Annotated in this window: 12 protein-coding genes; 3 read left to right on the forward strand and 9 right to left on the reverse strand. The window is 47.8% G+C overall.

Annotated features, from left to right (window positions below; translation table 11 throughout):
• The first annotated feature begins 84 nt into the window (after positions 1-84).
• A complete protein-coding gene (locus MHI01_RS12885) occupies positions 85-477 on the forward strand; it encodes a RidA family protein (protein ID WP_127547171.1) in 393 nt (130 codons plus the stop codon).
• A gap of 139 nt (positions 478-616) precedes the next feature.
• On the opposite strand, the gene MHI01_RS12890 is transcribed toward MHI01_RS12885, so the two are convergent.
• The 5 genes from MHI01_RS12890 to MHI01_RS12910 form a co-directional block, all read right to left on the reverse strand.
• A complete protein-coding gene (locus MHI01_RS12890; protein WP_340983273.1) occupies positions 617-1246 on the reverse strand; it encodes a copper amine oxidase N-terminal domain-containing protein in 630 nt (209 codons plus the stop codon).
• 95 nt (positions 1247-1341) lie between these two features.
• Positions 1342-3951, reverse strand: a complete 2610-nt coding sequence (locus tag MHI01_RS12895) for a polynucleotide kinase-phosphatase (protein WP_340984855.1) — start codon at positions 3949-3951, stop codon at positions 1342-1344.
• A 65-nt stretch (positions 3952-4016) separates the two neighbouring features.
• Positions 4017-5633, reverse strand: a complete 1617-nt coding sequence (locus MHI01_RS12900) for a 3' terminal RNA ribose 2'-O-methyltransferase Hen1 (protein ID WP_340983274.1) — start codon at positions 5631-5633, stop codon at positions 4017-4019.
• A gap of 434 nt (positions 5634-6067) precedes the next feature.
• Entirely contained in the window at positions 6068-6868 is an 801-nt protein-coding gene (locus MHI01_RS12905; RefSeq protein ID WP_340983275.1) for a nucleotidyltransferase domain-containing protein, read from the reverse strand.
• Between the two features lie 26 nt (positions 6869-6894).
• On the reverse strand, positions 6895-8388 hold the full coding sequence (locus MHI01_RS12910) for a TROVE domain-containing protein (RefSeq protein ID WP_340983276.1): 1494 nt from the start codon (positions 8386-8388) through the stop codon (positions 6895-6897).
• A gap of 371 nt (positions 8389-8759) precedes the next feature.
• On the opposite strand from MHI01_RS12910, the gene MHI01_RS12915 reads away from it, so the two are divergent.
• Together MHI01_RS12915 and MHI01_RS12920 are read left to right on the forward strand one after the other, a co-directional pair.
• On the forward strand, positions 8760-10115 hold the full coding sequence (locus tag MHI01_RS12915; RefSeq protein WP_340983277.1) for a helix-turn-helix transcriptional regulator: 1356 nt from the start codon (positions 8760-8762) through the stop codon (positions 10113-10115).
• Positions 10063-10947, forward strand: a complete 885-nt coding sequence (locus MHI01_RS12920) for a WYL domain-containing protein (RefSeq protein ID WP_340983278.1) — start codon at positions 10063-10065, stop codon at positions 10945-10947. The genes MHI01_RS12915 and MHI01_RS12920 overlap by 53 nt, the downstream gene beginning before the upstream one ends.
• Before the next feature lie 127 nt (positions 10948-11074).
• On the opposite strand, the gene MHI01_RS12925 is transcribed toward MHI01_RS12920, so the two are convergent.
• From MHI01_RS12925 to MHI01_RS12940, 4 genes are all read right to left on the reverse strand, one after another.
• Complete coding sequence (locus MHI01_RS12925; RefSeq protein ID WP_076251264.1) at positions 11075-11575, reverse strand: hypothetical protein; 501 nt, start codon at positions 11573-11575, stop codon at positions 11075-11077.
• Positions 11576-11754: 179 nt separating this feature from the next.
• The gene (locus MHI01_RS12930) at positions 11755-12495 is read right to left on the reverse strand and encodes a hypothetical protein (protein ID WP_036672426.1); all 741 of its coding nucleotides are present in this window, start codon (positions 12493-12495) and stop codon (positions 11755-11757) included.
• Complete coding sequence (locus MHI01_RS12935) at positions 12492-13190, reverse strand: ABC transporter ATP-binding protein (protein WP_017690291.1); 699 nt, start codon at positions 13188-13190, stop codon at positions 12492-12494. The genes MHI01_RS12930 and MHI01_RS12935 overlap by 4 nt, the downstream gene beginning before the upstream one ends.
• Positions 13183-13569 carry a GntR family transcriptional regulator gene (locus tag MHI01_RS12940; RefSeq protein ID WP_036606428.1) on the reverse strand — a complete coding sequence of 129 codons (387 nt, stop codon included), beginning with the start codon at positions 13567-13569 and terminating at the stop codon, positions 13183-13185. Before MHI01_RS12940 ends, MHI01_RS12935 begins: the two co-directional genes overlap by 8 nt.
• Between the last annotated feature and the right edge of the window lie 189 nt (positions 13570-13758).

Below are 13758 nucleotides of genomic sequence, written 5' to 3' on the forward strand. Positions count from 1 at the left end.
CACTGTCATGAAAGTGCGTACTGCCCAAGTCGTTTTTCTCCGTTTATACTAACCATATCTTGAATTTCCAAAGGAGAGAAACTTATGACTACAGCTCAAATATATAGCCACGGGGTCCCGTGGGAAGAGGCATTCAGCGTTGCTCAGGGATACAGCATTAACGGTACGATCTACATTGCAGGTCAATTTTCGCATGATATGCAGGGAACGTTTATTGGTGTCAATGATATTGAAGCACAGGTCCGCCAGACATTGGATAACTTGGATCGCGTGCTCGCAGGATTTAACGTGACCAAGTCGAACATTGCTGAACTGGAGATTTTTTTGGTTCACCCGCAGGAGCATCTTGAGCCATGTGTTGCTGTGTATAAAGAGTATATTGGTACTCATCGTCCGGCTGTTACAATGGTTGGGACATCGGGTCTGGCCTTCCCTCATCAACTGATTGAGATTCGCGCCGTTGCTCATACCAACTGATCCAGGTCATGTCAAAAGTTGCAGCGCCAAGTAAAATGGCCTGATGAGGTTTCGCTTTAACGAAGTTCATATACAAAAAAGAAGCAGGGCCGGATAAACTCCGAACCTGCTTCTTTATGAATTCTTATTCTTATTCTTATTATTTGACTTTCACCGTCAGCGTATTACCAGATGAAGTGAGGGATGCCCCAAGCCCTTCTACCAAAACTCTGAGGGGAATATACGTCGTTCCCTTAATTTCTTTGGGTGCTGCCTGTAGGGTGACTTCTTTCCCGTTAACCTTCACCTTTTTACTGCCCAAGGTAAAGATTAGCTTGTACTTGTCTTTGGTAACGGTAATGGTCTGAGTCTTACTGTCCCAAGACGTTTTGGCTTTCATTGCTTTGGCCATCTCACGCAGAGGTACGAGATTTGTGTTATTCATTATAATTGGAGATTCGGTGAAAATAACCTTGGAACCATTCACCTTCACCTGAACAGCAGACTTGATATATTCTGGTTTAGGAGTGGCTTTCTTTTGGGTTGCCGTTGAAGACTTATTACTTTTCTTGGTACTTCCTGAACTGGATGAACTTGTAGAGGAAGATTTGGAACTCGAAGAAGAACCTCCGTTGTGATAATGATATTCCCCTTGTTTCAGCCCCCATTTTGCACAGTTGGTACGACAGGTGTGCCCTCCACTCGAATCTGTTCTTCCCGGGTGAGCAGACGCAATCGTAGCAAAAATCATAAAAATGGCAAGCAAACTACTTATTACTTTGATACGCATACGGATAACCTCCAGCAATTAGTTTGGCCAGAGTATCATACCATAATTACCCATACAATATAGGTGAATAACAAAATTTATTTTCATATAACAGTTTACAAACGCGGGTCTACTCGCTCTGATTCCAGCGAAAGCGCCGCCAGCACGCATTCATGAATTCGTTCCACTGGCTCTCTGCGTATAAAGCGCTCAATACCCTCCATACCCAAGACACTCTCCATTAAGGCGTGACGTTCTTTTTTGGACGTTTTGCGTTTACGAAGCCGGGACAGATTCTCGGGTGCCAGGTAATCCATACCATAGATGATGTGCAAATATGCACGTCCTCGTACTTTAATCGCAGGCTGGATGATTTTGTTGTTATTCCAGGCGCGGAATGTTTCGGGTTTGATCACAATCCCCTCATGTCCTTCCGCCGTAATCTCATCCCACCAACGAATGACATCCGTTTCATCTGTCTCACTTGCGATCACGCGATATTCCGTCTCCATCATCAAGGTCGACATCCGGGCGAACTCACGGTTTTGTTCCATATGCCATTCATGTGTTTGCTCCCAAAATGCTCCCGTGCTATGTGCAAGTGTATGGAACGGCGCAATCCGAATGTCCCCGATATCATCCACATCCCAGCAGTATTTCTGGAATACATCGCGGAACGTTTCGGCATTAGTGAGTTTACCTACCGTTTCCTGCAACCACTCCTCTACGTTACGACCTGCTGCTTGAGCTTCGCGCAGTTTGTCCAGCACCGTAGAGCGATCCATCATGGAGGCTTCAGCCACATGTGCATATTGTGAAGCAATCAGCTCACGCGCCTTTAGATTCCAAGGTACAATCTCCGCATCGAGCAGTACAAACTCTGTCTGATGACGATCAAAATAACCGTCTACGGTCAAGTCCGCATGTAATCTGGAAAGCACATCTTGCTCTGTCGAAGGGTCAAAAAAGGATCGGCCCGTCCGGGTCACAATGTTCCCCAACATCGGCCTACCCACTCGCTGCACCGCAGCTTGCTCATCCCGGAAAAGAAGCAAAATGGCCCGACTGCCCATGTGTTTCTTCTCGGCAACCATACGGGTAACGCCCTGTGAGCGATAATAATGGAACGCATCCTGTGGATGCTCCAGATATCCCTCTACAGAACAGACACTCGGCGGCGGACTCATCGTAGGCGGGATGTAAATCAGTTCTTCCAGCGGTACAGTATAATGGGAAAACGTATCAATTGCCGTCTTCGCCACCTCACCGTGCACAAACACATCAAGTTTGGATGCTGTCTGAACCGTGAAACCCTCCTTGAACTTACGTATGTTGGGCGGAGCAAAACGCCGCTGTTCCCAGCGCTTTAATGGACTATCCGGATCCCTCGCATAATCCTGCTTCGCCGGAACACTGACTGCCTCACGTTCTGGCATTCGCCAAGCAGTGAGCATGCCACCAAAAACGACACCTTGATCAATGTTGACCGTATCATTCACAATCGTAGGATATGGACGGGGATCATGTCCCCAGACGATGCATTCACCCGAATTGTGATCCACGTACCAATCCTTGCGCACAGGCCGACCCTGCTCATCCGTACCCTCCACATCGCCATATCGGCAGTAATCCTGAATGCGTTTGGACTGTTTTCCGATAAAATTATCTCGAATTCCCGCGTGTGCTACAACCACCTGTCTTACCCCGTTCCGGGAAAAGACCAGATGAGATGGTGCATCAAGCAGAAATGCCCTAAGCTCTGCACGTACTCGCTTTGCTGTCTCTTGGCCTTGCTCCCGCTCAAACTGTAGCAGTTCCATCTCCACCCGTTCGTCACCATGACTCAACGTAACGTCACGACCATCCAGATAACGCGCGATCTTCCAGCCGTGATTACTGTCAATCATGTAGGCGAGCTCGGCGGCACAATGCCGTTGCCAGAACAACAGACATTTTAAAGATTCTGGCCCACGGCTCGTTACGTCACCAACGGAGACCAATTTGCGTCCTTCAGGGTGACGGTACAGGCCACTCCCATCCTCGTCCACATACCCGAGACGCACGATTAATTCCATCATTTCATCGTAACAACCATGAATATCTCCGATGATATCAATACCTGCACCCATGTCGGTCACCAGCGGATTGGATGTGCGGACAAACGTAATCTCATCCGGCTGCTTCAGCACATAACTGGCATCGAAGCCATCCTCACGGATCGAGCGCAATGTGCGCTTGAACTGCTGCACCTGTTGTTTCACCCGTTGACGTCCACGCGGATACTCCCGCTGGGCATCACGTTCCAGCAACTCTTTTTCAGGGATATCCAGCACCACAGCAATCACAGGCACATGAGCCTTTCTTGCCACCTGAATCAGGCGCTCGCGATCCTCGGGATACAGATGTGTCGCATCCACCCAGGTCAGCTTGTTCAGACGGCAGCGGGTTGCCAGCATCGCCTCCATCGCCTCAAATGCTTTGGCCGATACTTGCTGATACTCCGCATAGATCACATTCGCTTCGCTACGGGGACGTTGTTTCCAATCCACATACTCATCATCTCCAACCAGCATGCGGAATTGATCTGACGAGACGGCTTCTGTGCGGCGAATGACACTTTCTGCAACGAGACGATCCAACATCGTACTTTTGCCACTGTTGGACGGGCCAACAAGAACGACGATACCTGCATAGGGCAGACGGATCTCCCGCTGTCTTTCCTCCATCCCATTTTTCCGATCCTGCTGTCCTCTGTCCACACCAACTGTTTCGCTAGAACCCGTTTTTCCACTCATGATAGACTCTCCTTTCTCCGTTCAAAAATGACCAGTTGGGTAGGTTGTCCATAGCCCTCTACATGCTCACCGATACCCTTAATTTCATAGCCATAGTTCCCGTGCTGCGTCCATTCCTCACACCGGGAAGCCAGCTCCGCACGAGTCCACTCAAAGCGATGATCATGGTGGCGGAAGTTTTCCTGCTCCATTGCATACACTTCGTTATATTCCTTGTTTGGTGTAGTGACCAGCAGCACTTCTGGCTGATAATCGTTCATGATCGTATCCATAATTCCGTTCAGACGATATTCCTCGATATGCTCAACCACTTCGCACAGAATCATAACGTCCTGGTTTTGCATCTGCTCGTCAAAATAAAACAGTGAACCGATGATCGGCTCCGGCATAGCCAACACTCCTGAACGACCCTCCAACTTAGCAAAGTGCTCCATGGCCCGGAGCCGCGACTGACCGGAAGGTTCAACGGCCAGAATTGCCTCCACACCGGGAATGTACGCCAAACGGGCAGACAGCTTGCCTTCACCCGCTCCCATATCAACAATGCGCCGTTTGACTGGCAACGCTGCAACCACATCTGTAATCGCACGATAACGCAACTCGTTTAACCGCACAGGAGGTTCAGATTGTTCAGATTGCCCGCCATCTCCTCCAGCTGTACCTGTATCTACATCAGCAATCTTTGCATTACCATCTTCTATCTCTGTATCTACATCTGCATCCGTACATTCACCTGGACCTCTAGAATCTGCATTCAGTTGCTTCTCATCGCTATCGGACTCGGACCCCAGGTGCTCTTGTTCTCCTTCTTCCTGATGCCCTGCTTTTTTCTCCTGAATAATCGCTTCCGAGATGTGACCTATTCCTCTCTCCTGTCCAAGAGACGCAGACAAAGCACCCTCTTGTCGCTCATACTGCCGAATCAGTTCGGCAAATCGTAGCGTACGCTTCACAATGAGTTCTTTCAGTGGGTGAGCATCCAGCCACCCTTCACCATACCGTTTGATTTTATCGATCTCATCTTCACTGATGAAATAATGTTTATAATTATCCAGCACTGGAATCAGTAGAAAAAGCTGACGCAGTGCATGTTGTACCGTGTTACGTCCACGCAGGATGATATGGCGAACCGTGCTTTTATTTTTCAGATCAAATGAATACGATAGTTCTCCACGCTCCACCGAAACGGCGTATCCTAATGGCGAGAATAATTCTTCCACAACTCGATCCGGCAGATCGGAAGCCACTGGGCCAAAGGTCAGTTCCAACTCAAAAGCATGACCTACCCATTGCACATAGTCTTCCTTGGGCTTACCATTCAGGGCTGTTCCTAGCGCCCCACGTATGTAAGAGCAGAACAGGCTGCTGGTTACGAACTCACGATCATTGGTATATTGCGTAATGTCATACCCATCAGGTGTACCTCTGACCAGATCCACAGGATCAGACTCGGCATGAATTAGTACTTCTGTTTCGTTCTCTGTAGCCGCAGTGTACACCATTCTTACACGCACACCTTTGTCTACGCGGTCATATATATTCAGCGGATTCTTCGCTAACAAATGGGATACAACCCCCGCGTCAGCGCCGCTTGCTTTCAAGATCAGATGCATCAGTTCTCCTCCTTATATATGAAAAATGTTGTCACGCACTAGTGCGTTTCTTGCAAACCTGCTGAAAGCCCAAGCGTTCTTAAACGTCCCGGAGCCAGAGCAGCACAAGTGCATGATGGAGCCCTAACGAATCGCTGGCGTCTTATTTCATGATGAGAAGCACCCTCGGAAACCTAACAAACCCCATTCACGCTATATGGAGATAAACCGCCTTTTTCTATCCTTTTATCCGACTTTTTCGGAAAATAACGTGTCCCATGTTCCTTACATTTTAAAAAATCACCCTTGAGGCAACATAAGACGTCCTGTGTTCCTTAGAACATACTCTCCCTAGCAATTGCAATTCGTCACAATCAGCCAGCCGACCTGGACTATAAAACGTTCGGACGCGGACATTCATCATCGAATCGCTTGCCTGGGTGAGAAGAAACGTCCTAATTGTTCCCCCATACCTCTTGTAATGCAAAACGGAAAATCCGGTCCAATTCTTCAAATTGAATAATCTGCTCATTCTCCATCTGGCCAGCCAGTCGTTCAAAATGCTCGATCTTCTCCGCCAAAAAAGCCTGTATTGCTGGCAACTGCGGCTCCAGATCCAGTTCCTCGCCCGCCTTTTTCCGGCGCAGCAATTCATGAATCTCCGTATACAGCGGTGTAGTCGCAGGTACAAGTTCTTGCACTAGTTCTTCAAATGCCATCGGTGGCATCGCATCATAACGTTCGATCCAGCCACAAGCCAGTAAGGGGCGAAGAACATAGAAATACTTTTTAATCTTCACCTGGTCCCCTTGTAAATAATCGCGGAAGTTCCCCTTTGCCATATTGAGATAATGATACATGCAGGACTTGGGCGAGAAGGTCAAAGGCGACAGTGCACGGATATGCTGTGCCACGTTATACTGTTCATCATACTGAATGGGGGATTGCAGCCACTCCAGCAGTGGTGGATTTGATTTGCGAAACAGCTTCAACGCCTTGCGCAGATCCCAACCATTGATATCGAGCTGATCACTGATTGGACGTTCGATCACATCCCTCTTATCCTCAATCGACAAGTACCATTCCAGTGGTCTTACATACAGAAAACGCACATCATAATCACTGTCTTGGGAAGGAAATCCCCAGGCTCGACTGCCCGATTCACAGGCATAGATAATCCTTACCTGCTCCTCCTGTTCAATCTGCTTCAGCTGTTGTCTAATCGTAACTCTCATTTCTTCATGAACATAGGTCATGGTCCACCCCCTCCAAATTTCCCAATTTAAATCTCTATCTCTCTCACCCGGTTCGCGAGTGTATCATATCCTGCCACAGTCTCGGCAATATACGTCAATACCGTTTCACTCCAACCGTAGATGTAAAAGGTTTTGCCATCCCGTGGCGGTACCATGGCCTGCTGATAAGGTGCTATATCCACAATAAATGCCTTCAGCTCCGGATTCATCATCCGCCGATATCGCTCAAGCTCAGCATATAACGGGCTGCCTTCATTCTGCTGTTCATCGGTGATCATAATGATCTGATCCACTTTTTCTCCGATATCCCGAAGTTCCCGCACTGGTCGACCCGTGTCTGTTCCACCTTGTGCGCGAATACGGTGAGCTTGGGAAAGGATGCTCTCATCCATCTTGGGACGAGCATCTTCAACCATATGGTCGAATAACCAGAACAACGCGTTACCTCTTGTTTGTTTATATAGTGCCAGTGCCAGCACCGAACCAATCCGCAAATAGTCCCCTTGCATGGAACCGGAGCGATCTAGGAAAATGGCCGTTCTTCCCGGCAGCGTTGGCAGGTTGCCAATGGATAGCTCCACCGCTTGCCGCAAAGCATCCCGCAACTCTTCTCTCGCAATCATTTCATATGCACTGGCGAATCGGAAAGGCAAGATGCGCGACTTACGCAGGGCTTCTGCATCCGTTAAACGACGTGTTACATAATCGATATTTTTCGATTTTTCAAAAACACCTGCCCGATCCATTGCATTCAGATGGCGCAACAATGCAAAGGTCGGCATCTGAGACATTAACGCCTCCCACACCGTACGTGTCGGTTGCATGATCGAGGTGACCACCGAATACGGGAGTTTACCTTTCTCGATCAGATGCATCCGACTTGCCGGGTTTGGGGTAGCTTTCAGCTTTTCAAGCGCCTGCAACTGCGGAAGTTCCGTAAGATCCACCTCATGCCCGCGCAAATAACGGAATAAGGCTTGTTGCTTCGTATCTATCGGCTTGGGATGTGCTGTAGCGATCATATCGCCCAGACTGTATCCACGCCCACGCCCGTTGTATTTGATGGCCCAATATTCAGTAATGCCGTTCAAAAACCGACTCACCTGACGCTTCACCGCTCGGCCGCCCTGTCCCCGACCAGTTCCTCTGAGAATGGTCAGAAAATCGGCCAAGTCAGCCGGTGTCTGTACCACCTTGGAGAATACCTTCGCAAACTGATCCGGGTCCACTTTGGACAGCAGTGCCAGCCCGTATAGAGGCTGTAACCGCATCAAACCTTCATTACGAGCATAGACCAGCGCCCGCGCCATAAACCCTGCATCGACCTCAGCCATCTCCTGATGACTGACCATCGCATCGTCCATCAGTTGCTGGGTATCTGTATAAAACGTATTGTTCAATGTATTGGTCATCAACATCTGTATATATTGTTCCTCCACCAATCGCTCATAGGCTCCATAACCCCCATGATTACGTGTCGTTGGCTGAGGTTGATTAAATAATTGTTTCGCTCTGCTCATCACTCATGACCTCCCGGTGTGAGTCTATTTGCTGTTCTTTCATAATAAAATGTTCCGAGGAAAAAGGTGGGAAGGTATAATACCCGCTCTACCGCTGAGCTACACCGCCATGAACGGCGGCGATTGGATTCGAACCAACGACCTGGTCGATTAACAGTCGAAGTAACCCTCCCTGGCGCCTCGGAACCTTAATTCACAGCGCTTATTGCTGTCCCGCTTCACAACCTCATTATGCCTCACACATCTACATGCGAACATGGTAAAAGTATGACGACGACTCAATTTCTGAAATGGAGTGAATTTTCATAAGTTTAAAATGAAACCTGCTACTCATCCTGCTACAATGAAGGGATAACAAGGAGTGAATGTGCATGGCAAGAGAGAGTTTTGACAAAGAAATTCAGTTCTTACGCATGTTATCCCTAACAAGCGGTGCATATAACCGTAAACAGTATGCCGAGCGGCTTGGCATATCCGTACATACCTTTGATAAAACCAATCGCAGATTAAAAGAAATCATGCAGACCGTCGCTGACCAGCGGTCAGGTGCCGAAGCAAGCCGGGAAATGGCAGATCTCGTCCGCTTCCAATACGGGGAGTCGGCAGAGCCAATGCTGCTCTTTCTCTTCCGCGCCAAGTCGATGAAAGAGACTGAAGTTCAGCGTCTTTCTGTTCTTTTGCATACCTTACAACATAAAGCCTTAACCGCAATGGAACTGCTGGACGCCTGCTGTGCTGATCTGCCGGAGGATCTGGCGTTACCTGACGAGAAAACCATTCGCTCCGACCTGAAGTATTTGGAAGAGGTTGGGGTTATTCGAAAAGAGCCCGGTGGCAGACCGTATCGATATGCTTTACAACAGGACGTCCTTACCGAATTAACAGTGGTGGAACAGCTGGAGTTGTATGATTTTGTGGATATGATGGCGAACACCCAAGTTCCTTCCGTACAGGGGTACTTATTGCGGGACAGTTTAAAAAAAGCCATTACGGCAAGTTTCCCGCAAGAAGAAGCTACCGAACCCTATATCTACAAGTATCACTATTATTCTCGTATCCTGGATGAAGCGCATCTCTACACACTGCTTGGTGCGATTCGTCAGCGCAAGCGTGTGCAGTTCATATACTATTCACCGAAAAAACCATCCAGCTACAGTTCACAGAATACGAATCCACGTTTTGAACGGGAAGCAGATGGTCGATCCAACCGGATCGTGCCCCTTGAAGTGATCTATGACCATCAGTATGGTCGTTGGTATGTCATTGGATATCAGGGCCGCCGTGGCTTTGTGAAATTCCGCATGGAAGGTATAACCCAACTGGAGGAAGAGGAGTCAGTCGAAGAGGAATACATGCTCGAGTTGAAGCAGCAGTGGACCGACATTAGTCGCTACAGTTGGCTCGTGGATACGGGGAATACTGTGACGGTTCAAGCACGCTTTTTCCACCCGGAGCGTGGTCAGCGCAACTTCATTCTGGATCGGGTTCGTCTGCAAGGTCAATGGGGCAAAATTATACCCGAAACGGATCATACCTTTCTCTATGAAATTCAGGTCAACGGTACCACCGAGATCAAACCGTGGTTACGGAGTTTTGGCTCCAGCTGTGAAATAATCGCACCTCAGAGACTACGCCAGGAGATGATCAAGGAATGGAAGGAGATTGCGGAATATTATGAACCTGTTCGAGAAGATGTTCAATTACCAGATGATGACACGACTGAATGAAACCGGACTGTTCACCTGGACCTCACAGGAACGGGCCTGGCTTCGCATGATGCTGAATCACCCTGCTGCGAGAGAAGCGCTAAGCGCTGTAACGTTGGATAAAATGTACAACATGCTGAATGGTGAGCAGGACCTGCACCTTCAAGATTACCTGACTGAAAAAGCCAAAAGCGAAGAAAACAGTGTCTCTCACCCACTACTTCGACAGTTACGGCTAATCATTCTGCATCATCAGGGATTTCGAATGACAGGCCGCGTCCGCAATGGACGCACAAGCCAGGATGAATTCGGCTTCCCGTATAAACTGGAGTATTCCATGGTAAAAAAAGAATGGTACGTGCTCTGGTACGCGCCTCGCTTCGACAAACTCATGTCCACCAAACTGCACAGCATCGTTACCGTGGAAGCCCAGCAGGTTGAACCGGATACCGCTTCGAGTTACACTGCTCGAATTGCCGCAATTACGGAGAAGCGCAAAACGACCATCACCATCGAGGTTCTGCCTGAGTTCAATCAGGAGTTATCCCGCATCCTCTATGCCTTCTCCTGCTTCGAGAAACAGGTCGAGTACCTAGAAGCCGAGCAGACGTATCGAATCGAGCTGACCGTTCCGCGGAATGAGATGGATTATGTCTTATCCAAGATGCGTTTTCTAGGCAAACGGGTTCGAATCGCTGACCACACGATGCTGCGGGAGCGGATGTCCGAGACAGCTGCCAAGGCATTGGCCCGTTATGCAGAGACAGATTCTGTTATGCATCCCAAACACTCCAATGAAGTTCAGCACCCCCAACGCGAGGAAGGCTCTCTTGCGAAAGCCGATGGCCAATGATTTTGTAAGAGTGGGTTAACCATAACTATTGCTCAAAAGCCAAATCCATATCCATATCCATATCCATATACGAAAAAAAAGGTCTGGATGATCTCATCCAAACCTTTTTGCTATACATGCGCCTAAACTAGGTTCCACCACTGCTAGCTGCCGAGTTCCTTCTTTTGTTAATCGCGTGCACGCCCATGACCACTGCAATTAATTCATACGTGTCCAGTTGTTCCGACTGGTTATCTAATACAAATGCCCCTGAACTAAACCAGCCGCTGGTGCGACGGAAACTGGCCACGATGCGGCCACCACTGCCACTTATATCATATTCCTGCGAAAATGCTGGGGCAGACACATCATACGTACCGCGTGATCCCGCATCATATTCATACTTTTTGTTAAAGAAACTGAACCTGGCCCGAAGCACACCCAGATGTCTCCCATCTGCTGCAGTGATATCCCAACGATTCGTTAACATGCGAAATTTGCCGCTGCAGACCAATCCCGTGTTATCCGATACATCGAGCGAAGAACCAAAGACACTTTTCAAATCCAGATGCCCGGCCTGTTCCTGATTCGGATTCATAATCTCGGTGTAACCCGCGTTAAAAAAGTTATCCCTGAAGTATAGTTCCATAACGCTTCCTCCTTTCGCTTACATATCCTTTTGTTCTCTTTAAACTAATCTCGCATCAAGCACACAATATATTTATATATACGTATAATTAATGGTAATGGATTCAAAAAGTGGATTATTACTGGATGCAAAAAACGAGCAACTCTGGTTGCTCGCATCACGTTCAAATTATCCTGTCATCAAACTTCGACTTTTTTGTTGTTCAAGTAAATGGTAGCCCATACCAAGATGACCGCCACAATGACTTCAAATACAATGCTTCCCCACATGCCGTCCGACCATAGTACACCATTGGCTGTGATTGCAATACCTGTACTTTCTTCCGTATACCGGAACATCTCATTTGGACTGAAACGTCCTGTCGTAATGATATTTTCCAACCAGCCAAGCAGATTAACGAGGACAAAGAATGCAACGATTCCAATCCATGGCCCCGTTCTCCAACGGAAGCTGCCTGCAATCGAGATCGAAAGGAAGATAATGACGGTCATGAATACCATAACCCATGCGCTAAACAGCAACAAACTAATATAATCCGAAACATGCAGACCCGAAAGATCAATATTGGTAGCCATGTTCATTCGTAGCTTCATTGAGATATAGATGTAGGCATGAGTCGCGAATATAATGACTAACCCCAACCCGCAAAGTAGTCCAAAGATCAAAGGAGACAACACATGTGATAGGCCCGTTACGGGTAACAGACGGCGATTATAAGAGCGGATATTGGACGTGTATGTTTTGATCATTTTCACATAAATAGCCACACCTACTCCAACATAACCCATAATGCCAAGCACAATCCCTGTGACCTCAGACACGAAAAGGGAAAGCCCCACTTGAGCGATAATCAAAATAACTAGCCCAGCCAGCAGTGTATTCCAGTTCCTTCTAAAGTCATACTTCAATAATGTCATCATTCCGCATAGACCTCCTTGAACATCTCATCCACACTTTTCCCATATTTCAGACGGAGCGTTTCCACTTCTTCCCGCATCACCAGCTCACCCTCGCGAATAAAGACAACTTCATCAAAAATCCGTTCGATATCATTCACAAGATGCGTGGAGATGATCAGACTGCTGTCTTCATCATAGAATTTGACGATCGCATCCAGAATCTTGCCACGCGCGACCGGATCTACTCCGCCAATCGGTTCATCCAGCAAATACAGACGAGCCTTACGAGAAAGTGCCAGTGTTAGTTGTAGTCGTTCATTCATACCTTTTGACAGATGTCGTACCCGGTCACTCTCGACAAGGTTCATGAAGTCCAGCATCTCCCGCGCCTTCTCCTCATCAAAATCAGCATAGAAATCGCGATAATACGCAATCGCATCCCGCACTCTCATCCACTTCTCGGTTAATGGACGATCCGGCATAAATGAAACCAGCGCCTTTGTCTCCAGCCCAACAGGCTTACCTGTGACTTGAATCGTTCCGCTGCTCGGATGTAACAACCCTGCAACCAGCTTCATGAGCGTACTTTTTCCACTACCGTTGCTACCCAGCAGACCTACGATTCGTCCTGGAGCAATATCCAATGTAATATTACTGAGCGCTTTCTTATTGCCATATGTCTTATTGATCTGGTTCAGTTCAAGGATGTTACTCATGCGTTGTTCCTCCCTTTCCTTCCGCAACGGCATCGGCTACGATGGATAAGATATCCTGCTCTTCGATCCCCAGTTCCTGCATTCCGGTCAGAAAGCGTTCCAGCAATTCACCGGCCATCTCTTTTTTGATCGTCATAATCTTCCGCTCCTCACTGGTCACATATCTGCCCAAGCCCCGTTTGGTTTCGACCACTTCTTCCCGCTCAAGCTCCTGAAATGTCCGTTGTACTGTATTTGGATTGATCTGTAGTTCAGCCGCCAGTTCACGAACCGAAGGAATTTTGTCACCTGCTTGAAGTGTCCCGGTTACAATCTGTCTCTTGATGTACTGCATGATCTGCAGATAGATTGGTAAATTGTTATCAAATTCTATAGTCACAAAGCTCTCGCTCCCCTCTGTACTGGTGTGTTAGTTACATAGTACACTAGTGAAATAGTGTTGTAAAGCCCATTTGTTAAAATATATATTCGCTCAATTGATGGGCAAGCTTCTGCTATCGATATCCATACAAAAAAAAGAGCAGATCGTGAAGATCTGCTCTGCATAACATTATTAATCGTATTGTTA

It is taken from the genome of Paenibacillus sp. FSL M7-0656 (assembly GCF_038003225.1).
GTDB lineage: Bacteria > Bacillota > Bacilli > Paenibacillales > Paenibacillaceae > Paenibacillus > Paenibacillus amylolyticus.